The 22,538-nt window shown below is 64.4% G+C and carries 14 protein-coding genes; 9 read left to right on the top strand and 5 right to left on the bottom strand.

Annotated elements, in window-relative coordinates; genetic code table 11:
- Positions 1 to 25: 25 nt before the first annotated feature.
- Positions 26 to 817, top strand: coding sequence for an amidohydrolase (locus AXW84_RS01960; RefSeq protein ID WP_068227904.1), 792 nt, complete (start codon positions 26 to 28; stop codon positions 815 to 817).
- A gap of 349 nt (positions 818 to 1,166) precedes the next feature.
- Positions 1,167 to 1,865: an outer membrane beta-barrel protein gene (locus AXW84_RS01955; protein WP_157886762.1), complete on the top strand. Its 699-nt coding sequence runs from the start codon at positions 1,167 to 1,169 to the stop codon at positions 1,863 to 1,865.
- 253 nt (positions 1,866 to 2,118) lie between these two features.
- On the opposite strand, the gene AXW84_RS01950 is transcribed toward AXW84_RS01955, so the two are convergent.
- A complete protein-coding gene (locus tag AXW84_RS01950) occupies positions 2,119 to 4,446 on the bottom strand; it encodes a T9SS type A sorting domain-containing protein (protein WP_068227899.1) in 2,328 nt (775 codons plus the stop codon).
- Between the two features lie 188 nt (positions 4,447 to 4,634).
- Between AXW84_RS01950 and AXW84_RS01945 the strand changes: the two genes are divergently transcribed.
- From AXW84_RS01945 to AXW84_RS01925, 5 genes are all read left to right on the top strand, one after another.
- Positions 4,635 to 5,951, top strand: coding sequence for a UDP-N-acetylmuramoyl-tripeptide--D-alanyl-D-alanine ligase (locus AXW84_RS01945; RefSeq protein ID WP_068227897.1), 1,317 nt, complete (start codon positions 4,635 to 4,637; stop codon positions 5,949 to 5,951).
- A gap of 841 nt (positions 5,952 to 6,792) precedes the next feature.
- Entirely contained in the window at positions 6,793 to 9,942 is a 3,150-nt protein-coding gene (locus AXW84_RS01940; protein WP_068227895.1) for a SusC/RagA family TonB-linked outer membrane protein, read from the top strand.
- Positions 9,943 to 10,050: 108 nt separating this feature from the next.
- Positions 10,051 to 11,496: a RagB/SusD family nutrient uptake outer membrane protein gene (locus AXW84_RS01935; protein ID WP_068227894.1), complete on the top strand. Its 1,446-nt coding sequence runs from the start codon at positions 10,051 to 10,053 to the stop codon at positions 11,494 to 11,496.
- 225 nt (positions 11,497 to 11,721) lie between these two features.
- Positions 11,722 to 14,277, top strand: coding sequence for a zinc-dependent metalloprotease (locus AXW84_RS01930; RefSeq protein ID WP_068227891.1), 2,556 nt, complete (start codon positions 11,722 to 11,724; stop codon positions 14,275 to 14,277).
- Between the two features lie 203 nt (positions 14,278 to 14,480).
- Positions 14,481 to 16,130, top strand: coding sequence for a peptidase dimerization domain-containing protein (locus tag AXW84_RS01925; protein WP_068227889.1), 1,650 nt, complete (start codon positions 14,481 to 14,483; stop codon positions 16,128 to 16,130).
- A 165-nt stretch (positions 16,131 to 16,295) separates the two neighbouring features.
- On the opposite strand, the gene rfbC is transcribed toward AXW84_RS01925, so the two are convergent.
- From rfbC to AXW84_RS01910, 3 genes are all read right to left on the bottom strand, one after another.
- Entirely contained in the window at positions 16,296 to 16,844 is a 549-nt protein-coding gene (gene rfbC, locus AXW84_RS01920; protein WP_068227888.1) for a dTDP-4-dehydrorhamnose 3,5-epimerase, read from the bottom strand.
- 38 nt (positions 16,845 to 16,882) lie between these two features.
- Positions 16,883 to 18,004 carry a glycosyltransferase family 4 protein gene (locus AXW84_RS01915; RefSeq protein ID WP_068227886.1) on the bottom strand — a complete coding sequence of 374 codons (1,122 nt, stop codon included), beginning with the start codon at positions 18,002 to 18,004 and terminating at the stop codon, positions 16,883 to 16,885.
- 99 nt (positions 18,005 to 18,103) lie between these two features.
- Entirely contained in the window at positions 18,104 to 19,453 is a 1,350-nt protein-coding gene (locus AXW84_RS01910) for a DUF2254 domain-containing protein (RefSeq protein ID WP_082773641.1), read from the bottom strand.
- Positions 19,454 to 19,542: 89 nt separating this feature from the next.
- Here AXW84_RS01910 and AXW84_RS01905 point away from each other — a divergent pair, with 89 nt between their 5' ends.
- On the top strand, positions 19,543 to 19,830 hold the full coding sequence (locus tag AXW84_RS01905) for a c-type cytochrome (protein WP_068227884.1): 288 nt from the start codon (positions 19,543 to 19,545) through the stop codon (positions 19,828 to 19,830).
- 115 nt (positions 19,831 to 19,945) lie between these two features.
- Positions 19,946 to 21,277: a GTPase HflX gene (gene hflX / locus AXW84_RS01900; RefSeq protein WP_082773640.1), complete on the top strand. Its 1,332-nt coding sequence runs from the start codon at positions 19,946 to 19,948 to the stop codon at positions 21,275 to 21,277.
- 111 nt (positions 21,278 to 21,388) lie between these two features.
- Here the strand turns inward: hflX and AXW84_RS24350 are convergent, their stop codons facing one another.
- Complete coding sequence (locus AXW84_RS24350) at positions 21,389 to 22,183, bottom strand: hypothetical protein (RefSeq protein WP_157886761.1); 795 nt, start codon at positions 22,181 to 22,183, stop codon at positions 21,389 to 21,391.
- Positions 22,184 to 22,538 lie beyond the last annotated feature (355 nt).

Genomic DNA, 22,538 nt, shown 5'->3' with positions numbered 1-22,538 from the left:
AACGCAGTCCACACCTTCCCTGAAAATGCCGAACGACCTCACCGTAACCCTGATCCAAGCCGACTTGCACTGGCACGACCCGGCCGCCAACCGCGCCATGTTCGATGAGCTGCTGGGGGCCCTAACCGCGCCCACCGACCTGGTAGTGCTGCCCGAAATGTTCACCACCGGCTTCAGTATGGACGCCGCGGGCCAGGCCGAAACCATGCAGGGCCCCACCGTGGCCTGGCTGCGCGCCACCGCCGCCCGCCTGGGCGCCGTGGTGACCGGCAGCGTCATCATCCGCGAGGGCGACGCGTTCCACAACCGCCTGCTGTGGGTGCGGCCCGACGGCACGCTGGCCCACTACGACAAGCGCCACCTGTTCACCTTCGCCAATGAGCACCGCACCTACACCGGCGGCCAGGGGGCCCCACTGGTGGAGGCCTGGCGCGGCTGGCGCATCTGCCCGCTCATTTGCTACGACCTGCGCTTCCCGGTGTGGAGCCGCAACCCCGCCGCCGCGCCCTACGACCTGCTGCTGTACGTGGCCAACTGGCCGGCCGTGCGCCGGGGCCCCTGGCAGGTGCTGCTGCAAGCCCGGGCCATCGAAAACGTGGCCTACGTGGCCGGCGTGAACCGCGTGGGCACCGACGGCCTCAGCCACGCCTACGCCGGCGACTCGGCCCTGCTGAACATGCGCGGCGAGTACCTGGCCGCGCCCGGCGACGCCGTGGGCTGCGTCACGCGCACGCTGAGTTGGGAGGGGTTACAGGATTTCCGGGCGAAGTTCCCAGCCTTGCAGGACGGGGATGCGTTCACGCTGGCCGGGCGGTAGCGTTTGCTGGGGGAAGCGCAAAATGCGTTGAGGTGCCGTGAACGTGCACACCCTGATTTATGAACTGAGCGATTCAAGCCGGCCGGCGCTACTCGCAATAGACCTTGGGGGTAGCGGGTCAGCAGCAATAAAACAATTGGAGCTTCTACTATCAATTTTTATTGAAACCGAGCTTTAGGGGCACAGGGGCCTTGTTAGTGCCCTTTTTTTGTTCTACTTGCTCAGATTTTCATCGGCCCCTCATCGTTTGGCCGGGCTATTGATTGCTTCGCTAGAATAGGCTTTTACCGGGGCGCGGCGAATGTTCGCTTCTTTCCGGATTTTATATCGTGATTTTAATATTAGTCCTTTGAAATACTTTTTACTCCCATTGGCTCTGCTGACCAGCGTGTTGACTCACGCGCAGACTACTTTCAGCGTGGGCCCTCGCGTGGGCGGCGGCTTGTTCACCGTTCACTTCCAGCAAGTGGGCAACGACTATTCCAAATCAATTTACCGCTCCGGCTGGAGTGCCGGCTTGGCGGGGGAAATAGGTTTGGGGCACTGGGCCCTGCAACCGGCGGTGCTGTACGAACAAGGGGGCTTCAAGTCCCAAATGCTGTACAACAACGGCAGAAGCACCTACGACAACCGAGACGATGTGCGGCTGCAATACGTGACCATTCCCCTGCACGTGGCTTACCGGCAACGAGCCACTGGCCAAGGCGTGCAGGCATTCGCGGGGCCCTACCTGGGCCTGCTGCTGGGCGGGCGCTACCGATCAACCAGCGACAACGCCAACGATGGTTTTCATGCCGAAGGCTCGGCCACCGTTAGCGCGGACCCCAACGCCTCCTCGGCCCCAGGCCTGGTGTTGCAACGCGTCGACGCCGGCTTGGAGGGAGGTGTTGGTTACCGCTACCAAGGTTTTTTGCTGCACGCCGGTTACCGCCTGGGGCTGCGCAACGTGAATTCGGATCAATACTATGGCTTAATCTCTTTTGGGAGCACCAAATACCGAACCCGCGCTTTCCAGGCTTCGCTTACTTACCTGTTCGGTTTCAAATAGAAAGGCAATGCCACGCCGCAAGGAAATATCTCGTCCTGAAACCAAGTGCTCGTTTGACCAAGCGCTCCAAGCAATCCAACTGACGCCTTTGGTTGGCAGGAACCATTGTTGAGGCGAGTTAACAGCAGTTCACAAAACTTGGCAAACAATTAATATACTGCAAATCTGATACTTGTATCGAATTTGCTTGCGCTTGCACTTCTGATTTGCCCCAAGCGTAAGCTCAGCAGTTTAACGCTACTACTACGCCGTTTTACTGCACGGCCAAGCGCTGCACGGCGGCGGTGCCATCGGCGGCTTCGGCGCGCACTAGGTAGAGGCCGGGGGCCAGGCCGCTGAGGACCAGCGCGTGCTGGCGGGCTAGGTCCCCGGGGGCCCTAACCACACGGCCGGTGGCGTCGATTACCGACACGCGGGTAGGTTGGGCGGTTTCGGCGGTGGCCTGGGCGCGGGCGGGGTTGGGGTACAGGGCCAAGCCCAGGGCCGCGGCGGCCGGGGGGCGGGTGGGCGTGGGCGTGCCGCGGCGCACGGCGTAGCTGCTGAGGCCCCCGGTTTCGGTGCCGATGAACAACTCGGGGATGCCGTCGGCGTTTACGTCGGCCGCGGCCAGGCCGTAGCGCACCAGCGCGCTTTGGCCCAGGCGGTTGGCTTCGTATTGGCTTAGCAGGGCGTTCCAGAACAGGTTGGTGCGGGGGGCGGTGGGGCCAGCCAGCAGCGTGCGGTAGTTGCTGAAAAACCGGACGGCGCCGGTGTTGTCGGCCGTCACGAGGTCGGGCAGGCCGTCGCCGTCAAAATCGGCCACGGCGGGGCTGAGGTGGAACGGCCGGGCCCCGGCCGCGTCGCGGATCCGGCCCAGGTCGTTGTTCACCGCCACAAAGGCGTTTTCGAGCGCCACGCCGGGGCCCTGGTTGCGGAAGTAGCGCAGCGACTGGCCGGGCTCGGTGTAGTCGTCGGTGCCCACCAGCAGGTCCACGTTGCCGTCGCCGTCCACGTCGGTGAAGCACGGCATGTCGCCCATAAACGCGGGCAAGACGCCGCTGCCCGCCGCGCCCTGGGGCTTGAAATAGTTGGTTGTGGTGGGGTCGAACACCGCCGGGCGGCCGGCGGCGGCCGTGTTCAGGATGTAATAAATGCGGTTGACGTTCTGGTAGTTGGCGGCGTAGGCCAGGTCCAGGGCCCCGTCGCGGTTCAGGTCCACCAGCACGGGCTTGAGGGCGAGGAACAAGGCTGGTGCGGTGCCCTTGGCGGCCAGGCCCAAATAGTCGCGCGACACGAGGCTGAACACCGGCCGGGCGGCCGTGCCCACGTTGCGGTAGTAGGTGAGGCTGGCGCGGTACTGCCCGTTCACGCGGTCGGCGTTGCTGCCGATGAGCATGTCGGCCAGCCCGTCGCCGTCGAGGTCGCCAAAGGTGGGGGCCGCCGCCTCGCTCACGTCCACCACGTCGTTGGTGAGGAAGCCGCGGGGCTGGTAGCCGAAGGCTGGGGCCCCGGTGGCGGCCGTGTTGCGGTACAGGCGCACGTTGTCGCGCTGGCTCACGTTGTCCTGGCTGTTGTCCAGCATGTTGGGGGCCACCACTAGGTCGTTGATGCCGTCGAAATCGGTGTCAATCAGGTAGCCCGCCGGGAACACCGGCAGGCGCACGGGGTTGGCCGCCGACGGGAAATCGGTGCGGATGCTGCTGGCCGTGAGCGTGGCCAGCTGGTTGGTGCCCTGGTTGAGCAGCGCCACCAGCTCGGGGCAGTTGTCGCGGCCGTCGAGCACGTCGTACACGCCGTCGCCGTTCACGTCGAGCACCAGCAGGTTGTGGCCGCCGGTGTGGGTGGGCTTGGCCGCCGCCCCGCCGCCCCGGCAGGCTAGGCCTGGCAGCTGGTAGGCAGCGCAGCCGCTGCACGTTTGCAGCTGGGCCCAGTAGTTGGTGTCGATTTTATAGGTCAGGCCCGCCCCGCAGGCGTCGGCGCTGGTGTTCAGGTACAGCTCGATCCGCGTGGCGCTCACGAAGTCGTAGCTGAGAATGTCGAGCTTGCCGTCGCCGTTCACGTCGGCAATGGACGGCATGTTGTAGCCGCCGATGGTGAGGTTGCTGGTGCCCGTGCCGGCCCCCGAAAAGCGCAGCTGGCTGGTGGTGAGCTGGAAGCTGGGCCGCCCTCCCGCCCCGGCCACATTACGGTGCACCCGGATGTCGCCCCCGTTCACGTAGCTGAACAGGTCGGGGCGGCCGTCGCAGTCGTAGTCGCGCAGCAGGGCCCAGCCCGCCAGGTCCTGCGGAAACAGGGCCTCGTAGTCGGGCGCGTACTGCCAGCCGCGGCTGCCGCCCGGCTGCGCCGCGTTCAGGAACGTGTAGCAGCGGCTGGTTTGGCGGTCGAAGGCAAAGAGGTCGTTCCGGCCGTCGCCGTTCAGGTCGATGCTGCTGAACTGGGGCGTGTTGAAGCCGCCGGCCCAGGCCTGGCGCAGCGTGTCGGCGCCCTCCACCACGGCCCCCGCCGCCCGGTACTCGAACCCGCCAAAAGTGGCGGTTTGGGCGCGGGCCGCCGGGGGCCCCAGCAGCAGTAGCAACAGCAAAACGGCGTAGCGGCGCAGCATAAGCAAGAGTAATCGGGGGGTTTTTAGCGAAACAGCAAGAGCGGCAGCGAATAACTGACAACGGTTGCGGGGCGCAAAGTTCGCCGCGCCGGGCGGCGGGGGCCCGGGCCCCGTCCCTAAATTAGGCTCTTACTTTGTGCGGTGCGGCCCCACCCGCCCAGCCACGGCTGTTAAATGGTAATTGATAAATGATAAATGTAAGCGCCCTCTACGCCCACTACCTGGCCGCCCACGGCCAGGTCAGCACCGATTCGCGCCAGCCCCAGCCGGGCACCCTGTTTTTTGCCCTGAACGGCCCCAGCTTCCGCGGCGCCGACTTTGCGGCCCAGGCCGTGGCCAAAGGGGCCCTGGTGGCCGTGGTGGACGACGCCGCGCTGGCCGCCCAGGACGCCGCCCACTACTTCTTCGCCCCCGACCCCCTGGAGGCCCTGCAAGCCCTGGCCGCGCACCACCGCCAGCAGTTTAGGGGCCCCGTGCTAGCCGTGTCGGGCTCGAACGGCAAAACCACCACCAAGGAGCTGCTCACCGCCGTGCTGGCCAAGCGGTTCCGGGTGCTGGCCACGCTCGGCAACCTCAACAACCACATCGGCGTGCCCCTCACGCTGCTGCGCCTGCGGCTGGACGAGCACGACTTTGCGGTGGTGGAAATGGGCGCCAACCACCGGGGCGAAATCGCAGCCTACTGCCAGTGGGCGCGCCCCACCCACGGCCTGCTCACCAACATCGGCAAGGCCCACCTCGAAGGCTTCGGCGGGGCCGCGGGCGTGGCCCTGGGCAAGGGCGAGCTGTTTGATTTCCTGCGCGCTACCGGCGGCCTGGCCTTCGTGAACACGCTCGACGCGCAGGTGGTGGCCCGGGCCGCCGCCGTGCCCCAGCGCCGCACCTACCCGGGGCCCGCCGACGACTACCCCGCCACCCTGCTCGCCGCCGACCCCGCCGTGGCCCTGCGCCTGGGCGCCGCGGGCCCCGACGTGGCCGCCCACATCACCGGCGGCTACAACTTCCCCAACCTGGCCGCCGCCGCCGCCGTGGGCAAGTTTTTTGGCGTGCCCGTGGACGACATTGCCGCCGCCCTGGCCACCTACAACCCCCAGAACAACCGCTCGCAGCTGCTGCGCACCGCCCGTGGCAACGAGCTGATCCTCGACGCCTACAACGCCAACCCCAGCAGCATGGCCGCGGCGCTGCGCAGCTTCGCCCAGCGGCCCGCCGCGGCCGGGCAGGGCAAGCTGGTCATCCTCGGCGACATGTTCGAACTGGGCCCCGAAGCCGAAGCCGAGCACCGCGCCCTGGGCGAACTACTGGCCGACCTGGCGCTGCCCGAAGTGCTGCTGGTGGGGCCCCTGCTGGCCAGCGCCCAGCCGGCGTTGGGGCCCCGAGCCCGCCACTTCGCCACCAAAGCCGCTGCCGCCGCCTGGCTGACCGCCGCGCCCCTCAGCGGCCGGCAAGTGCTGGTGAAGGGCAGCCGCGGCATGGCCTTGGAAACGCTGGTGGAGGTGCTGTAGGGCGGGGCACCGCCGCCGCTTTGCGGTTCGTGGGCTGGCTCCCGGGCAGCCGGGCAGCGCGCTGCGAGGCTTGGCGTTCGACAGCAGCTTGCAAAATTTGGAGGCCCGGCGACTGGTAGGTTCTGGCGGGCTGGCTCACCAGTTGCACATTATTTCTTCGTGATTTCGCGTTGGCTGCCTTCCGGCTAAAAACCTGTGTGGGGCCCCGGAAACCGACTTATTTTGCCAGCGGCGTGAATTAAAAATATAATTTTTATTCAGTTAAATATTAAAAAACTTCATCAAAAGTTTTTAATTACCACAATGCCTTCGTAAGATTGGCCCAGCGAATCAGATGCTTCTGCCGGCGCGGCGCGCATTTGATTCCCGAAAAAAGAACGCTTTTCCGTTCTCCTCCTACGTGCTGAATCAGCCCACCTAAGCCCCTGGTTTTCACCGGCGGGCGCGGTGCCGGAACCCCACCCCCGGCTGATGTTCTAGTTGCTTGCCGACCTGGCTCCCACCCGGCAGTCGGCCGCCTAACTTCCTCCACGTACGGCGCACCGCGCCGGCTGCTGCGCTCCGCAGGGCCGCCGGGGCCCACCCCCACTCCTTCCCTCTCCCGCAACGCCCGTCTTTTTTAGCCGGGGCTCCTTTTCGTGGGCATGTTGTTGCCAGCCGCTGCTTTGGCGTTGCCCTCCCCGGCACCGCGCAGGGCCCCGCTGCGCACCCGTTCCGCCGCTTTCGCTGCCGAAACCGCGGAATAAGCTCCTTCCTACCCTCTGGTAGACGGCCCCGAAACGGCCGCCCGGTGCCGCGTGGGCGGGCCCCGGCATTGCAACTTTTCACCAATTAAAACCACATGAGAAAACTACTACTATTGCTGCTGGCGGGGCTGCTGGCGGGGCAAGCCGCAGCCCAAACCAAGGTATCGGGCCAGGTGAAGGACCAGGCCGGGGCCCCGCTGCCGGGCGTGACGGTGTTGGTGAAGGGCACCAACCAGGGCACCGGCACCGATGCAAACGGCGTTTTTACCCTCGCCTGCGCGCCGGACGCCCGGCTGGTGTTCTCCTTTCTGGGCTACGCCGCGCAGGAAGTGGCGGTGGCGGGCCGCAGTACCTTCAGCGTGGCGCTGGCCACCGATAGCAAGCAGCTCGACGACGTGGTGGTGGTGGGCTACGGCACCCAAACCAAGGCCGAATTCACGGGGGCCGCGGCCCGGGTGTCGGGCGAAGCCATCAAGGACTTGCCGGTGCAGAGCTTCGACCAGGGGCTGGCCGGCAAGGCCACGGGCGTCAGCATCGGGCAGCCCAACGGCGTGCTGAACAACGCCCCGGTAATCCGCATCCGGGGCGTTAACTCCATCTCCCTCAGCTCGTACCCGCTGATTGTGGTGGACGGCATCCCCATCAACACCGGCAACCTGGCCAACAACACGACGGTGGCCAACAACCCGCTCGGCGACATCAACCCGGCCGACATTGCCTCGATTGACGTGCTGAAGGACGCCGCCAGCACGGCCATCTACGGCTCGCGGGCGGCGGCCGGCGTCATCCTCATCACCACCAAAAGCGGCAAGGCCGGCAAGGCCCGCGTGAGCTACGAGGGCTGGGCGGGCGTGACCAACGCCGTGCGCCTGCCCAAGATGTTGAACGCCGAGCAGTTCATGCTCATCAAGAACGAGGCGGTGCTGAACGCCAAAATGTCGTCGGGTAACGAAAACACGGCCAGCGTGTCGGGGGCCTCGTTTTTCCCCACGCTCAACCCCGACGGCTCGGTAGTAGACACCAACTGGTACGACCAGGTGTACCAAACCGGCGTGTCGCAGAACCACAGCCTGAGCGTGTCGGGCGGCTCGGAAACGACGAAGTACTACCTCTCGACCAACTATTCCGACCAGAAGGGCATTCTGAAAACCAACGAGTTCGTGCGCAAGGGCGTGCGCTTCAACCTTAGCCACCAGCTGACGCCCTGGCTGAGCCTGAGCGGCAACGCCAACTACACCAACAGCCTGAACGCCTCGCCCAGCACGGGCTCGCTGGAGGGCAACGCCTTCGGGCTGGTGGGCTCGGCCCGGCTGGCCTGGCTCTCGGCCCCCAACGTGCCCGTCCTGAACCCCGACGGCAGCTACAACGTGAGCACGGCCAACACCCTGGGCATGGGCAACAACACGGTGGCCAGCAACTTCTACAACCCGGTGCCGCTGCTGGACTTGAACAAGTACACCTCGGAAAACGACCGCATCATCACCAACTTCTCGGTGGGCGTGACGCCGTTCAAGGGCCTGGAGTACCGGCTGAACTACGGCGTGGACCGCCTCAAAATCGAGAACGACAACTTCCAGAGCGCCGTGCACGGCCCCGGCTTTGGGAGCGGCAACGCCACCAACAACAGCATTTTGGTGAACAACTGGAACGTGACCAACACCCTGACCTACCAGCGCACGCTGGGGCCCAAAAACGCGGTGAGCCTGCTGGTGGGCTACGACGTGCAGAAGTTCGAAAACTCGTCGTGGGGCGCCACCCGCTCGCAGATTTCGGACGGCTTTTTCGACACCTTCCAGGGCAGCTACGCCAACATTGTGCCCGTGAGCAACGCGCTGAGCGAGCGGGCGTTTGCCTCCACGTTTGCCCGCCTGACGTACGATTTCGACAAGCGCTACTTCCTGACCGTCAACTTCCGGCGCGACGGCAACTCGGCGCTGGGCTCGGGCAAGAAGTACGGCGTGTTCGGGGGCGTGTCGGGCGGCTGGCTTCTGAGCCAGGAGGATTTTTACAAGACCTCGAAGCTGGCCGACGTGGTAACCAACCTGAAGCTGCGCGCCAGCTGGGGCAAGGTGGGCAACGGCAACCTGGCCAACTCCTACGGCTCGCTCTCGCTCTACAACTCGGCGCTGTACGGCGGTGCGGCGACGTGGGTGTTTGGGCAGGGCGGCAACCCCGATTTGGGCTGGGAAACCAGCAAGCAAACCAACGTGGGGGCCGACATTGGCCTGTTCAGCGACCGGGTGCAGCTCGACCTGACCTACTACCGCAACAACGTGGACGGCCTGATCCTGAACGTGCCCATGTCGCCGTCGAAGGGCATTCCGGGCAACGCCATCCTGCAAAACGTGGGCGCGATGTACAACCGTGGGTTTGAGGCCGGCATCACGGCCAGCCTCGTCAACCGCGGCAAATTTAGCTGGTCGGCCAACCTGAACTACACCACCAACAAGAACCTGGTGACCGAGCTGTACGGCGAGGGCACCGAGCTGGTGGGCACCACCAGCACCAGCTCCGAAACCACCAACATCACCCGCGTGGGCTACTCGGTGGGCAGCCTCTACGGGGCCCGCACGGCCGGCGTGAACCCCGACAACGGCCGGCGCATCTTCATCAACCGCGCTGGCGAGCAGGTGCAGTACAACCACGCCGTGCCCTCGGGCCAAAGCCGCTGGACCTACCTCGACGGGCGCACCGCGGCGGCCATCAGCGTGTCGGACTACCAGCTGCTGGGCAACGCGCTGCCCACCTGGTACGGCGGCTTCAACAACACCTTCAAGTACGGCAACTTCGACGTGACGGTGAACCTGACCTACTCGGGCGGCAACTACGTGATGAACGGCAGCAAGGCCACCTGGCGCGACCAGCGCTTCTGGAACAATTCGACCGAAGTGCTGGAGCGCTGGACCACGCCGGGCCAGGTGACGGACATTCCGCGGGTGGTGTACGGCGATTTGCTCTCCAACGGCTCGTCGTTTCCGGTGTCGGCCAACGTGGAAAAGGCTGATTACCTGCGCTTGCAGTCGGCTGGCATCGGCTACCGCGTGCCGCTAAACCTGCTGGGCAACTCGGGCATCAGCTCGGTGCGCATCTACTCGCAGGTATTCAACGGCTTCCTGCTGACGAAGTACACCGGCACCGACCCCGACATCTCCTCGAACGGCAACACCAACACCACGCCCGGCGTCGACAAGAACTCGATTCCGCAGGGCCGCACCTTCACGCTGGGCGTGAACGTGGGCTTCTAGGGCCCCAACCCAAACAGGTTGTCAGTTGCTCGTTGTCAATTATTAGTCAACTACTTGGCCTATGACGAACAACCGACAACTAGCAACTCCCAACTAAACTCCTCGCACATGCTGATACGACTACTTCCGCCCCGTGCGCTGGCCGCGGCCTTCCTGGGGGCCCTGCTGCTGGCCCTGCCGGCCTGCAACGAGAAAACCCTGCTGAACCCCGTGCCGCGCACCTCGCTGCAAGGCAGCCTGCTGTTCAACACCCCCGACCGCGTGCTGGGCCAGGTGAACGGCCTGTACGCGGGCCTCAAAAACGGCAGCTACTACGGCGGCCGCTACCTGATGCTGAGCGACATCCGGGGCGAGGAATTCATCAACCGCCTCCAAAACGTATTCACCGGCTACGACGCCTGGAACCACACCATCAACTCGGGCTCGAACGACGCGCTGACGACCTGGAGCACCGCCTACGCGGCCATCAACTCGGCCAACCTGGTGGTGGACGGGCTGGCGGCCAACCCCACCGTGGTGCCGGCCGCCACCGCCGCGCAGTATACCGGCGAGGCCAAGCTGGTGCGGGCCCTGAGCTACTTCGCGCTGGTCACGTTCTACGGCCAGCCCTATGTGAAGGACGGTGGGGCCTCGCTGGCCGTGCCTTTGCGCCTGTCGGGCGAAATCAGCACCGCCAACAACGACCTGGCCCGCAGCACGGTGGCGGCCGTATACGTGCAGATTTTGAAGGATTTGAACGAGGCCGAGGCCGCCCTGCCCCTTACCTACGCCACGGCCCTGCTGAACACCACCCGCGCCCACCGCAACACGGCCATTGCCCTGAAAACCCGGGTGTACCTGAGCATGGGCCGCTACGCCGACGTGGTGACGGAGGCCCGGAAAATCGTGTCGGCCGCCGCGCCATTTAGGGCCCCCACGGGCGTGGCGCACCAGCTCCAGGCCAACATCAACACCATTTTCAGCACCGACTACACCACCACCGAGTCCATCCTGTCGATGCCCATGACGACGCTCGACAACGTGAGCGGCCAAAACTCGCTGGGCTACGAGTACACCTTCAACCAGGAGTACAACCTGAACCCAACCGGCATCCTGGGCAACGCCACCTGGCGCCCCGCCGACCTGCGCCGCACCATGCTGCGCACCGCCGGCACCACCGTGTACTTGACCAAGTACCGCACCGCCAACCCCTACCTCGACTACGTGCCCGTGGTGCGCTACGCCGAGGTGCTGCTGAACTACGCCGAGGCCCTGGCCCGCCAGTCCAGCCCCGACATGGCCACTGCCACTGCCCTGCTCACGGCCGTGCGCCAGCGCTCCGACGCCACCTACGCTTTTCCGGCCGCGGCGGTAGGCACGGCGGGGGCCCTCACCAGCACCATTTGGGTAGAGCGGCGCATCGAGCTGCTGGGCGAAGGCTTCCGCTCGAACGACTTGCTGCGTAACCTGCTGCCCATCCCGGCCAAGGGCACCGCGCCGGCCATTTCGCCCAGCCAGCCCGAGTACATTTTCCCGATTCCAAACGCCGAAATTTCCAGCAATAAGCTCTTATAGTGATATTGCCGAACGTTTAGGAAGGCATTAGGCTGTCATGCTGAGCGGAACGAAGTGGAGTCGAAGCATCTCTACTGCGGCAGTAATCCATGATTAGTTAGCGGGAGAGATGCTTCGGCTGCGCGGACGCCAGATGAGCATGACGGCCTAATGTTGATTTTTTTCAGACGTCTTTAATACTGTCATTGCTGATTATTTAATTCCGAAATTCCTTTTCCTTCCTGAATGAAGCGCCCTTCTTTACTACTTGTTACCCTGTTGGCCGCCAGTGGCCTGGTTACGGCGCAACGCGCCAACAAGAATGCCCCGGCGGCCGCCACGGCGCCGGCCGCCCGCCCCGCCGGCCAGCCCGCCGCCACGCTCGATGCCGTGACGAAGGGCCTGAAAAAAACCGAGGGCTACTTCCCGTATTACTACGACGAGAAAACCGGCAGAGTGTACCTGGAACTGGAGAAGTTCGACCAGGAGTTCCTCTACTTCAGCTCCCTCACCGATGGCGTGGGCCAAGGAGGCCCCGAGCGGGGCGCGGCCTCGGCGGCGGTGGCCAAGTTTGTGCGCACCGGGGGCAAGGTGTTTTTGCTGGAACCTAACCTCAGCTTCCGGGCCTCGGCGCCGGGCCCCGACGAGCAGCGGGCAGTGGAAAGCGCCTTCGCCAAGTCCATCATCTGGGGCTTCGCGCCGGTGGCCGTGGAGGGCAGCAAGGTGCTGCTGGACCTGACGCCGTTTCTGGTGCGCGACAGCCAGAAGCTGACCGACCAGCTGGGCCGCCGCAACTTCGCCGGGCTGCGCGCCGGCGCGGCGGGCGGCGGGGCCCCCGCGCCCTATCGCCTCGACGAAACCCGCTCGGCGGTGTACCCCGACAACACCAAGAACTTCCCCCAGAACACCGAGTTCGAAGCCATCGTCACCTTCGTGGGGGGCCCCAGCTCGGCGGGCCGCGGCTTCGGCGGGGGCCCCGACCTGGCCCCCGACCCCAACGCCGTGACCGTGCGCATGCACCAGTCGTTCGTGGCCCTGCCCGACGCCGGCTACCAGCCCCGCCTGTTCGACCCGCGCTCGGGCTTCAACCCGTTCACGTACCAGGACTTCTCGTCGCCCATGACCGAGCCACTGGTGCACCGCTACACCCGGCGGCACCGCCTGGCCAAGCAAGACCCCACCGCCGCCCTCAGCGACCCGGTGAAGCCCATTACTTACTACATCGACCGCGGGGCCCCGCCCGACGTTAAGCGCGCCCTCATTGAGGGCGGCAGCTGGTGGAACCAGGCCTTTGAGGCCGCCGGCTACCGCAACGCCTTCGTGGTGAAGGAGCTACCGGAGGGCGCCGACCCCATGGACATCCGCTACAACGTGGTGAACTGGGTGGACCGCGCCGGCAACCCGCGCGCGTTTTCCTACGGCTCGTCGTACATCGACCCGCGCACCGGCGAAATCATCAAGGGCGTGGTCACGCTCGGCTCCGACCGCCACCGCCAGGACTACCTGCTGGCCGAGGGCCTGCTCCAGCCCTACAAGCCCGGCCAGCCGGTGCCCACGGCCATGGCCGAAATGGCCCTGGCCCGCGTGCGCCAGCTTTCGGCCCACGAAATCGGCCACACGCTGGGCCTCTACCACAACTTCACCTCCAGCACCAAGGAGCGGGGCTCGGTGATGGACTACCCGTTTCCGCGTTTTTCGCTGAAAGCGGACGGCACCGTGGACGTGTCGCAGGCCTACGCCGCGGGCATCGGCAGCTGGGACAAGCGGGCCATTACCTGGGGCTACCAGGACTTCCCGAAGGGCACCGACGAGGCAGCCGGGCTGGAAAAAATCATGAAGGAAACCCTGGCCCAGGGCCACATCTTCATCCCCGACATCGGCGGCTACGTGCACCCCATCGCCAACCAGTGGGACGAGGGCACCAACGCCGTGACCCAGCTGAACACGCTGATGAACGTGCGCCGCCACGTGCTCGATAACTTCTCGACCAACGCCATTCCGGCCGGGGCCCCCCTGGCCACTTTGGAGGAAGTGCTGGTGCCGATGTACCTACTGCACCGCTACCAGGTGGAGGCGGCGGCGAAGTCGCTCGGCGGCCTCTACTTCACGCACGCCGTGAAGGGCGACGGCCAGGTCATCACCCGGATGGTAGCCCCGGCCGAGCAGTGGCGAGCCTTCGACGCGCTGATGGCCACCGTGACGCCCACCGCCCTGGCCTTGCCCGAGGCACTCATCAAGCAGATTCCGCCGCGGCCCTCGGGCTTCCCGAGCAGCCTGGAAACCTTCAGCGGCCACACGGGGCCCACCTTCGACCCCATCGCCGCCGCCGAAACGGCCGCGGGCCTCACCATCGCTTCGGTGCTGAACCCCGAGCGGGCCGCCCGCCTCGTGGAGTACCACGCCCGCGACGCCCAGCAGCCTGGCTTCCTGCCCGTCGTGGACCGCATGCTGGCCCAAACCTGGAAGGCGCCCCTGCCCGCCGGCTACAAGGGCGAGCTGCAAGTGCTGGTCAACAACCTCACCCTGAAGTCGCTGCTGCAACTCGCCGCCGCCCCCGACGCCGCCGAGAGCGTGCGCGGCGAAAGCCTGCTGGAAATCGCCGGCCTCAAGCAGTGGATGAGTGCCCACCTGGCCGCCGCCCCGCCCCGCCACAAAGCCAGCCTCCTGTTCGGCCTGGCCCAAATCCGCCAGTTTGAAAACGACCCCAACAAGTTTGTGCCTAACCCCGGCGTGGACACGCCCCCCGGGGCCCCCATCGGCATGCCGGGGATGGACTTTCTGGGCGACGACGTAGCGTATTGATTTTTAGGGCCCCAGGCTTCATGTTGTTTTATTGAACGTCATGCTGAGCGCAGCCGAAGCATCTCTGCCGCGGCAGTAATCATAGTTAGTTCAGCAGTAGAGATGCTTCGGCTGCGCTCAGCATGACGTTCTATTTGTACGCCTTGCCTGCTTGCACAAGCACCTAACTCCTCCCCATTTCCTCCACCCTAACCCCTCGCCGCATGAAACGAATCTCTACTGCATTGGGCCTGCTGGCCGGGCTGGCGCTGGCCCCGCTGGGGGCCCGGGCCCAGGCCCCCGCCATGGCGCCGGCCAAGCTCGAAGCCCTCAAGAAAGAGCTGCTCGTGGAAATTGACAAGCAGCAGAAGGCCACCCAGCAGATGGTGGACATGGTGTTCAGCTTCGGCGAGCTGGGCTTCCAGGAAACGGAAACCTCGCGCTACCTCACGGGCATTCTGAAGAAGAACGGCTTCGCGATTCAGACCGGTATTTCGGGCGTGCCCACGGCCTGGACGGCCAGCTGGGGCACGGGCAAGCCGGTCATCGCCATCGGCAGCGACATCGACTGCATCCCGAAGGCCTCGCAGAAGCCCGGCGTGGCCTACCACGACCCCATCATCGCGGGGGCCCCGGGCCACGGCGAGGGCCACAACTCGGGCGTGCCGCTGAACATCACGGCCGTGCTGGCCCTCAAGAAAATCATGGAGCGCGAGCACCTGCCGGGCACGCTCATGCTGTGGCCGGGCGTGGCCGAGGAGCAGCTCGGCACCAAGGCCTACTTCGTACGCGACGGCTACTTTAAGAACGTGGACGCCTGCATCTTCACCCACGTGGGCGACAACCTGGGCGTGTCGTGGGGCGACAACGGCGGCAACGGCCTGATTTCCGTCAAGTTCGACTTCGACGGGCAGGCGGCCCACTCGGCCGGGGCCCCCTGGCGCGGCCGCAGCGCCCTCGACGCCGTAGAGCTGATGGACGTGGGCTGGAACTTCCACCGCGAGCACATGGAGGTGACGCAGCGCTCGCACTACGTCATCCCCGACGGCGGCGACCAGCCCAACGTGGTGCCCTCCAAGGCCTCGGTGTGGTACTACTTCCGCGACCGCACCTACCCCAAAATCATGGAGATGTACGCCGACGCCCTCAAGATGGCCGAGGGCGCCACGCTCATGACCAAGACCACCACCACCCACGAGGTGCTGGGCAGCGCCTGGCCGGGCCACATGAACAAGGCCATTGCCGAAGCCATGTACCAGAACATCAAGCAGGTGGGCCTGCCCCAGTGGAGCCCCGACGACCAGGTGCTGGCCCGCGCCGCCCAGGTGGAAATGAAGGCCCCCAAAACCGACCGCCGCAACCGCCCCATCGACGGCCTGGCCACCAAGCTCGACTCGCTGACGGCCCCCGAGGCGTTTTCCATCGGCGGCGGCTCCGACGACATCGCCGACATTTCCTGGAACGTGCCCACCGTGGTGCTGCGCTACCCGGCCAACATCCCCGGCCTGCCTGGCCACCACTGGTCCAACGCCATTGCCATGGCCACGCCCATCGCCCACAAGGGCGTGACGGCCGGCGCCAAAGCCGAGGCCCTCACGCTGCTCGACATGCTGGTGAATCCCGCCCTCATCAAGGACGCCTGGACGTACTTCACCGAGGTGCAAACCAAGGACACCAAGTACACGCCCATGGTGTCGGCCACCGACAAGCCCGCCATCACGCTCAACAAGAACATCATGGCCCAGTACCGCCCCGAAATGGCGAAGTACTACTACAACCCGGCCAAGTATAAGTCCTACCTGGAGCAGTTGGGCATCACCTACCCCACCGTGCGCCCCGCCGGGGCCCCGGCCAAGGTCAACGGCACGGATTGACCTAATAACCATTAAAACGGTCATGCTGAGCGCAGTCGAAGCATCTCTCCCGCAGCAGTAACCATTGATTACTTGCGCGGAAGAGATGCTTCGACTGCGCTCAGCATGACCGTTTTTTTTATAGCAGCCCGTTTTAGGGCCCCTAAACCAAAACGCCCCGGGGCCCTAAAACGGGCTATCCAAATTGGCCAGGGTGGGCAGGAGGGCGTCTTTGGGCGAAATCGTGGGGTTTTCCACGTTCCAGTCGATGCCTAGGGCCGGGTCGTTCCAGAACAGGCCGCCTTCGGCAGATGGCGCGTAGTAATTCGAGCACTTGTAGAGAAACAGCGTGTCTTCCTCCAGGGCCACGAAGCCGTGCGCGAAGCCAACGGGCACGAAGAAGATGTTACCCAGCGCGGCACTCAGCTCCACGGCCACGTGCTGGCCGTAGGTGGGCGAGCCGCGGCGGATGTCCACCACCACGTCCAAGGCCCGGCCCTGGGCCACGCGCACCAGCTTGGCTTGCGCATGCGGCGGCTTTTGGAAGTGCAGGCCCCGCAGCACGCCGGGCTGCGACTTGCTCTGGTTGTCCTGCACCCAGTCGAGGTCGGCGGGCAGGCCGGCCTCCTGCATCAGGCGCGCGCTGAAGGTTTCGTAAAACACCCCGCGCGGGTCGCCAAACAAGCGGGGAACGAACTCGATAGGACCGGAGATGGTATATTTTTTGACTTGCATAGGGCGGCAAAATTATAGAATAGTACTTGGGCAATCGGTTATTTTTTGGGGCCCGGCACGGCGGCCACGGCCGCCAGGTACTGGGCGAGCACCAGCTTTTCATCAAACTTGGCTTCGGCCAGGGCGCGGCTGGCCTGGCCCATCTGCTGCAATGCTAGGGGCCCAAGGCGCAGCACTTGCAGCATTTTGGCGGCCAGGTCGGGGCCCGAGCGCACTTGGCAGAGGTAGCCGTTCTGGCCGTCCTGCACGGTGTCGCGGCAGCCGGGCACGTCGGTGGTGACCAGGGGCTTGCCGCAGGCCGCCGCTTCGAGCAGGGTTTTGGGCGTGCCTTCGCGGTAGCTGGGCAGCACCACGCAGTCGGCGCGGTGCAGGTGGGCGGCCACGTCGTCGGCGCGGCCCAGGTATTCGATGTCGCCGCCTTGCAGCCAGGCCTCGAACACGGCGCGGGCCACGCCCACGCCGCCGGCCTCGTCGAGGGCCCCCAGCAGCTGCACCCGCGTGCCGGGCACGGCCTGGCGCACGAGTTTGGCCGCTTCAAAATATTCTTCGATGCCCTTTTCGTAGAGCACCCGCGCCACCATCAGGAACACGAACGGCGTGTTGCGCCCGAACGCCGGGGCCGGCCGGAACCGGGCCGTGTCCACGCCCGAACCGGGCAGCAGGCCGGCAATTTCGGCCCGCACCAGGCCGTGCTGGATGAATAGCTGGCGGTCGTCGGCGTTCTGGAAAAATACCTTGCTCGGAAACCGAAACGCCACCCGGTACAGGCCCAGGGCCACCCGGCTCACCAGGTTGCGGATGAGGAACACCGTGCCCAACCCGCTCACGTTGTTGATGCTGGGCACACCCGCCAGCCGCGCCGCCAGCGTGCCGTAAATGTTGGGCTTGATGGTGTAGTGCAGCACCACGTCGGGCTTTTCGCGCTTGTAAATCCTATAAAAGCGGCGCGTGAGCTGGGCGTCTTTGGCGGGGTTGGTGCCCTTGTTTTCCATGAGAATCGGCACGTAGCGGCAGCCTAGCTCAGTTTCGAGGCGGGCGGAGTAGTCGTCGGGCGGGGCAATGGCCAGCACCTCGTGGCCGGCGGCTTGCAGGGCCCTAACGAGGCCGGCGCGGAAATTCCAGATGTTCCAGCTGGTGTTGATGACGAGGGCGACGCGCATTCAGGGCAATGGGTGAATGGGCGAACGGGTTCGGTGAACGGGTTCGCCCGTTCGCCGAACCCGTTCGCCCAATGTCCGGCAAAGGTCGGAACAACCGCGCTAACGCGGCGCGGGCGCGGCCACGTCTTCGAGCCCGGCCAGGTCTTCGAGCCCGGCCAAGCGGTGGCGCATCTCCTCCAGCTCGTTTTCGCCCGGCGCCTCGTCGAAGCCCGCCACCAGCCGCCGGCCCTGCTCGGCCATCGCGCGGCGGTCGGGGCCCGCGGGCAGGGTGCGGGCAATGTCGGCCAGGGCCCGCATCAGGCGCAGGCTCACGGCCACGTCGGTGCGGGCGTAGGTGCGGATTTGCTCGAACGCTGCCTCGGCCAGCCGGTTGAAGCCCAGCTGCGGGATGCTGACGCGCAGCGCCCCCGCGCCGTCGTAGAACCGGGTGGGCGGCACCTCGCGCCCGGCGAACCGAATCAGAACGCTGCTGAGTTGGTCCACGCAGGCCACGGCGGTGCTGGGGTCGTTCACGGCGGGCGAGATGGCCCGCAGCGCGATGTCCACAATCTGTAGGATGCCGAACTCGATGTCCTGCTCCAGGGTGCGGGTCGGGCCGAACTCGAAGGCCCGGCGCAACTGCTGGCCCAGGGCCGGGGGCAAGGCCTGGCCTTCGGCCACGGTGAGCAGCGGGATGCCCGCCGGCACGAAGTGGCCCACGCGCCGGCTCACGCGCACGGTGAGCCCGTGGGCCTGGGCCAGGCGCAGCAGCTGGGGCGCGTCGATGGTGTGCACGTAGCCCGACACCGCGCTCAGCAGGGGCACGTCGGCCGGGCCGGGCGCGTCGGCCGGCACGGTGGGGGGCAGCGCCCCGCGGCGCGGGTCCGGCATCGTGGCGTCGATCATGCGCTCGGTGCGGCGGGCCAGGGTGTCGACGATGTTGTTGACGCTGATAGCCTGCGAGATGTGGTTGATGAAGTACAGCAGCCAGCCCACGCAGGCCACGGCCAGCACCATCGCGCCCAGCACCGTGAGCACGGGCGCGAACGGCCGGGGCAGCAGGTGGGCCGCGGGCAGGGCCGCCAGGCAGTACAGAAACGTGCCCAGGAAAACGCCCAGCGTCTGCTGCGTGATTCGGTCGCGGATGAAGGTGACGATGATGCGCGGCGAAAACTGCATCGACGCCAGGGTGAGCGTCATGAGCAAAATGGCGAACACGATGGACACGACCGTCATCATCGACGTGGCGATGCTGCTCAGGATGAGCTGCGCGGTGTGGGGGTCACGGTTCGACGGAAACAACACCGTGGGCACCCAGGCGCTGAGGCGCGGGTGGCTTTCTTCCTGCGCCGAGAGCAGGGCCCCCGCGGTCCCCAGCGCCAGGGCAATGAACAGCGGCCGAATTAAAAAGCCGCCCCGCAGGTTGTGGACGAGGTGAAAAATGGAGTGGCTGGTGCGGGGGTTGTTCATCGGGGAAGGCCGGGCGAAGCGTGGCCCTTTTGTACGCGGGTCTGCGCCGCCGCGCCGACCTTTACGGCCGCAATCTTTGTTGTTCCGCCATGACGCTCCGCTTACTGCCCGCTTTCGTTCTGGCCCCCGCCCTGCTGCGGGCGGCCCCGCCCGTGCCGCCGGGCAAAATCATCTTCCAGCAAAACTGCGTACGTTGCCACGGAGCCAACGGCCGCCTGGGCCTGAACGGGGCCCACGACCTCACCAAAAGCAACCTCAACGATTTCGGCCGCACGTACCTGGTCACCAACGGCCTGGGCAAGATGCCGGCTTTCAAAACCAAGCTCAGCGCCGCCCAGGTCGCGCAGGTGGTGGCCTATTCGCAGACGCTGAAGTAGGGCCCCGGGGCCCCGGTTCAGCCATTGCGCGGCGGCGGCCGTAGACTCTTTTTTTCGTGGCGGCCCCGCCGGGGCCCCCACCCGCGCCCCGCGCCGCACCCAACGCTTTTTCAACATGGCCAACAAACCGAATTCCAACAGCCGAAACACCGGCAGCACCCGCAACTTCAACACCGACAACACCCGGGCCCACGCCTCGGCCGGCACGGGCAAGAGCCGCGTGCACGCCACGGCCGCCGAGCACGAAACGGCCGTGCTGGTGAGCGTGCCCCCGCGCCGCCAAACCGAAGCCCAGACCACCGAATACCTCGACGAGCTGGCCTTTCTGGTGGAAACGGCCGGGGCCACCGCCACCCAGCGCTTCGTGCAGCGCCTCGAAAAGCCCGACGTGCGCTCCTACGTGGGCGAGGGCAAGCTGGCCGAAATCAAGGCCTACGTGCAGCACGAAGGCAGCAGCATGGTGGTGTTCGACGACGACCTCTCGGCCTCGCAGCTGCGCAACCTGGAGGCCGAGCTGAAAGTGAAAATCGTGGACCGCTCGCTGCTGATCCTGGACATCTTCGCCCTGCGCGCCAAATCGGCCACCGCCCGCACGCAGGTCGAGCTGGCCCAGTACCAGTACCTGCTGCCCCGCCTCACCGGCCTCTGGACCCACCTGGACCGGCAGCGCGGCGGCGTGGGCACCAAGGGCCCCGGCGAGACGGAAATCGAAACCGACCGCCGCATCGTGCGCGACCGGATCGACTTTCTCAAGGAAAAGCTCGAAACCCTCGACAAGCAGGCCACCACCCGGCGCAAAGACCGCGGCGGCGTGGTGCGCGCCTCGTTGGTGGGCTACACCAACGTGGGCAAAAGCACGCTGATGAACGTGCTGGGCAAAACCGACGTGTTCGCCGAAAACAAGCTCTTCGCCACCGTCGACGCCACCACCCGCAAGGTGGTGCTGGAGGGCACGCCGTTCCTGCTTTCGGACACCGTGGGGTTCATCCGCAAGCTGCCCACCAAGCTGATCGAGAGCTTCAAGAGCACCCTTGATGAGATTCGGGAGGCCGACTTGCTGCTGCACGTGGTGGACATTTCGCACCCCAACTTCGAGGAGCAAATCCAGGTGGTGAACGACACGCTGCTGGAAATTGGGGCCGCCGACAAGCCCCTGCTGCTGGTGTTCAACAAAATCGACCAGTACCGGCCCGACGAAATCCCGGATGACGACTTCGCCGCCGAAGCCGCCGGAGCGGAGCGCGAAACCGCCGCCCGCCCGCCCCTGGCCCAGCTCCAGGCCACCTACATGGCCAAGCTGCACGACCCGGTGGTGTTCGTCTCGGCCCAAACCAAGGAGAACCTCGACGAGCTGCGCCAGTTGCTGGGGCAGCGCGTGGCGGCCCTGCACCAGCAGCGCTACCCGCACCTGGCGGCGGGAGAGTACGGGGAGTACGAGGCCGAGTAGCTGGGGCCCTACAGGGGACCCGGCTGCGTATGAAAAATAAAAAAAGCCCCCGGCGCGACCGTGCAAACGGTCGCCGCCGGGGGCTTTTATGGGCAGATCAATATGGTTGCCTTAAGGTTGCTTCGCCAAAAGAGCTTTTGAAACAAACCCAGTGTATCCATTAACATATACTTTGCAGTATCCACTTCCCGGGGTATCTTCTAAAACATATACAGCAGCGTCTGTAGGGCAACTATACACTTCGTTGGCTGTCACAGAAGCATTATCCCTTAATGGAGGGTTAATCCCTGGATTATTAAAATATGTTTTGAATCTAAATTCTGAAGGGGAGGATTTTGTTCTTGAATCTGAATTATCATAATACACGTCACTAGAATTAATACTCAGTAATGATTTGGAAATGTAGCCGATGTGGCCATTAACCGACGCCTTGCAATAAATAGTTTCTGGTATATCTTCAATAACATACACGTTCGCGTTAAGGGGGCAACTGTAAACTTCGTTTGCAATAGGTGTAGGAGCGCTTCTTAAAGGAGGGGCAATTGAACTATCAAATTTTGTCCTGTATTGATAACGTCCTGAATAGACATAAGCATCAGGACGATTCGATTTTGAGTTAGGAGTTATTGTGTACGGATTCCGGTAGTTAGCAGAAGATTGGCTCGAACCAGCGCTCGTGGGAGGTGCATAGTAATTACCTCCAGTGATTGTCCCAGTATTAGGGTTATAGTTACCCGGATAACTGTAATTGTCAGTTATAGTATTATTTGGCCGTGTTCTTTCATGAGACTGCACATAGGTACCATTACTTCGATAGTAGCCACGGACATGAACTTGCGCAAAAGAAAGTTTAACATTAATTAAAAGGCATATTAATAAAAAAATAGGGTGAAGGAAATGTTTCATGATTTACTAATTAAAATGTTGTTGATCTTACTCTCAAAAGGCGAGATAAAAACAGAAAGAGGTAATCACCGTAGCATTTCTACTACCATTTTTGTTTGTCTAGAAGTGTGCCAGGATAATCAGAATAAAAGACCCCAGCAGAAATTGATTAACAGATTATCCATTTTTTTAAATGGATATTGTCCAAGAGCAAATATATAAATAGATGAATGATAAAACAAAGTAAGGGTCGCATTTTATTCGGGACTTTCGGTAAGCACACCTAGCCCCGCACTAAAGGCACTAAATACGGCGGTACGCCCCAGGCTTTTTACGTCCGCAATCCTTTGTCCGCGCAATTGCTCAAAATCGTGCC

The sequence above is a fragment of the Hymenobacter sp. PAMC 26628 genome (assembly GCF_001562275.1).
Classification (GTDB): Bacteria; Bacteroidota; Bacteroidia; order Cytophagales; family Hymenobacteraceae; genus Hymenobacter.
Note: the sequence above shows the minus strand (reverse complement) of the source record. Positions and strands in the feature narration are given on the sequence as shown.

What these genes read in the sequence shown, in the direction of transcription:
- AXW84_RS01960 (WP_068227904.1), top strand. Translation starts at nt 26, where the DNA reads ATGCCGAACGACCTCACCGTAACCCTGATCCAAGCCGACTTGCACTGG.
- AXW84_RS01935 (WP_068227894.1), top strand. Translation starts at nt 10,051, where the DNA reads ATGCTGATACGACTACTTCCGCCCCGTGCGCTGGCCGCGGCCTTCCTG.
- AXW84_RS24350 (WP_157886761.1), bottom strand. Translation starts at nt 22,183, where the DNA reads ATGAAACATTTCCTTCACCCTATTTTTTTATTAATATGCCTTTTAATT.
- hflX (WP_082773640.1), top strand. Translation starts at nt 19,946, where the DNA reads ATGGCCAACAAACCGAATTCCAACAGCCGAAACACCGGCAGCACCCGC.
- AXW84_RS01950 (WP_068227899.1), bottom strand. Translation starts at nt 4,446, where the DNA reads ATGCTGCGCCGCTACGCCGTTTTGCTGTTGCTACTGCTGCTGGGGCCC.
- AXW84_RS01945 (WP_068227897.1), top strand. Translation starts at nt 4,635, where the DNA reads ATGATAAATGTAAGCGCCCTCTACGCCCACTACCTGGCCGCCCACGGC.
- rfbC (WP_068227888.1), bottom strand. Translation starts at nt 16,844, where the DNA reads ATGCAAGTCAAAAAATATACCATCTCCGGTCCTATCGAGTTCGTTCCC.
- AXW84_RS01905 (WP_068227884.1), top strand. Translation starts at nt 19,543, where the DNA reads ATGACGCTCCGCTTACTGCCCGCTTTCGTTCTGGCCCCCGCCCTGCTG.
- AXW84_RS01925 (WP_068227889.1), top strand. Translation starts at nt 14,481, where the DNA reads ATGAAACGAATCTCTACTGCATTGGGCCTGCTGGCCGGGCTGGCGCTG.
- AXW84_RS01910 (WP_082773641.1), bottom strand. Translation starts at nt 19,453, where the DNA reads ATGAACAACCCCCGCACCAGCCACTCCATTTTTCACCTCGTCCACAAC.
- AXW84_RS01940 (WP_068227895.1), top strand. Translation starts at nt 6,793, where the DNA reads ATGAGAAAACTACTACTATTGCTGCTGGCGGGGCTGCTGGCGGGGCAA.
- AXW84_RS01930 (WP_068227891.1), top strand. Translation starts at nt 11,722, where the DNA reads ATGAAGCGCCCTTCTTTACTACTTGTTACCCTGTTGGCCGCCAGTGGC.
- AXW84_RS01915 (WP_068227886.1), bottom strand. Translation starts at nt 18,004, where the DNA reads ATGCGCGTCGCCCTCGTCATCAACACCAGCTGGAACATCTGGAATTTC.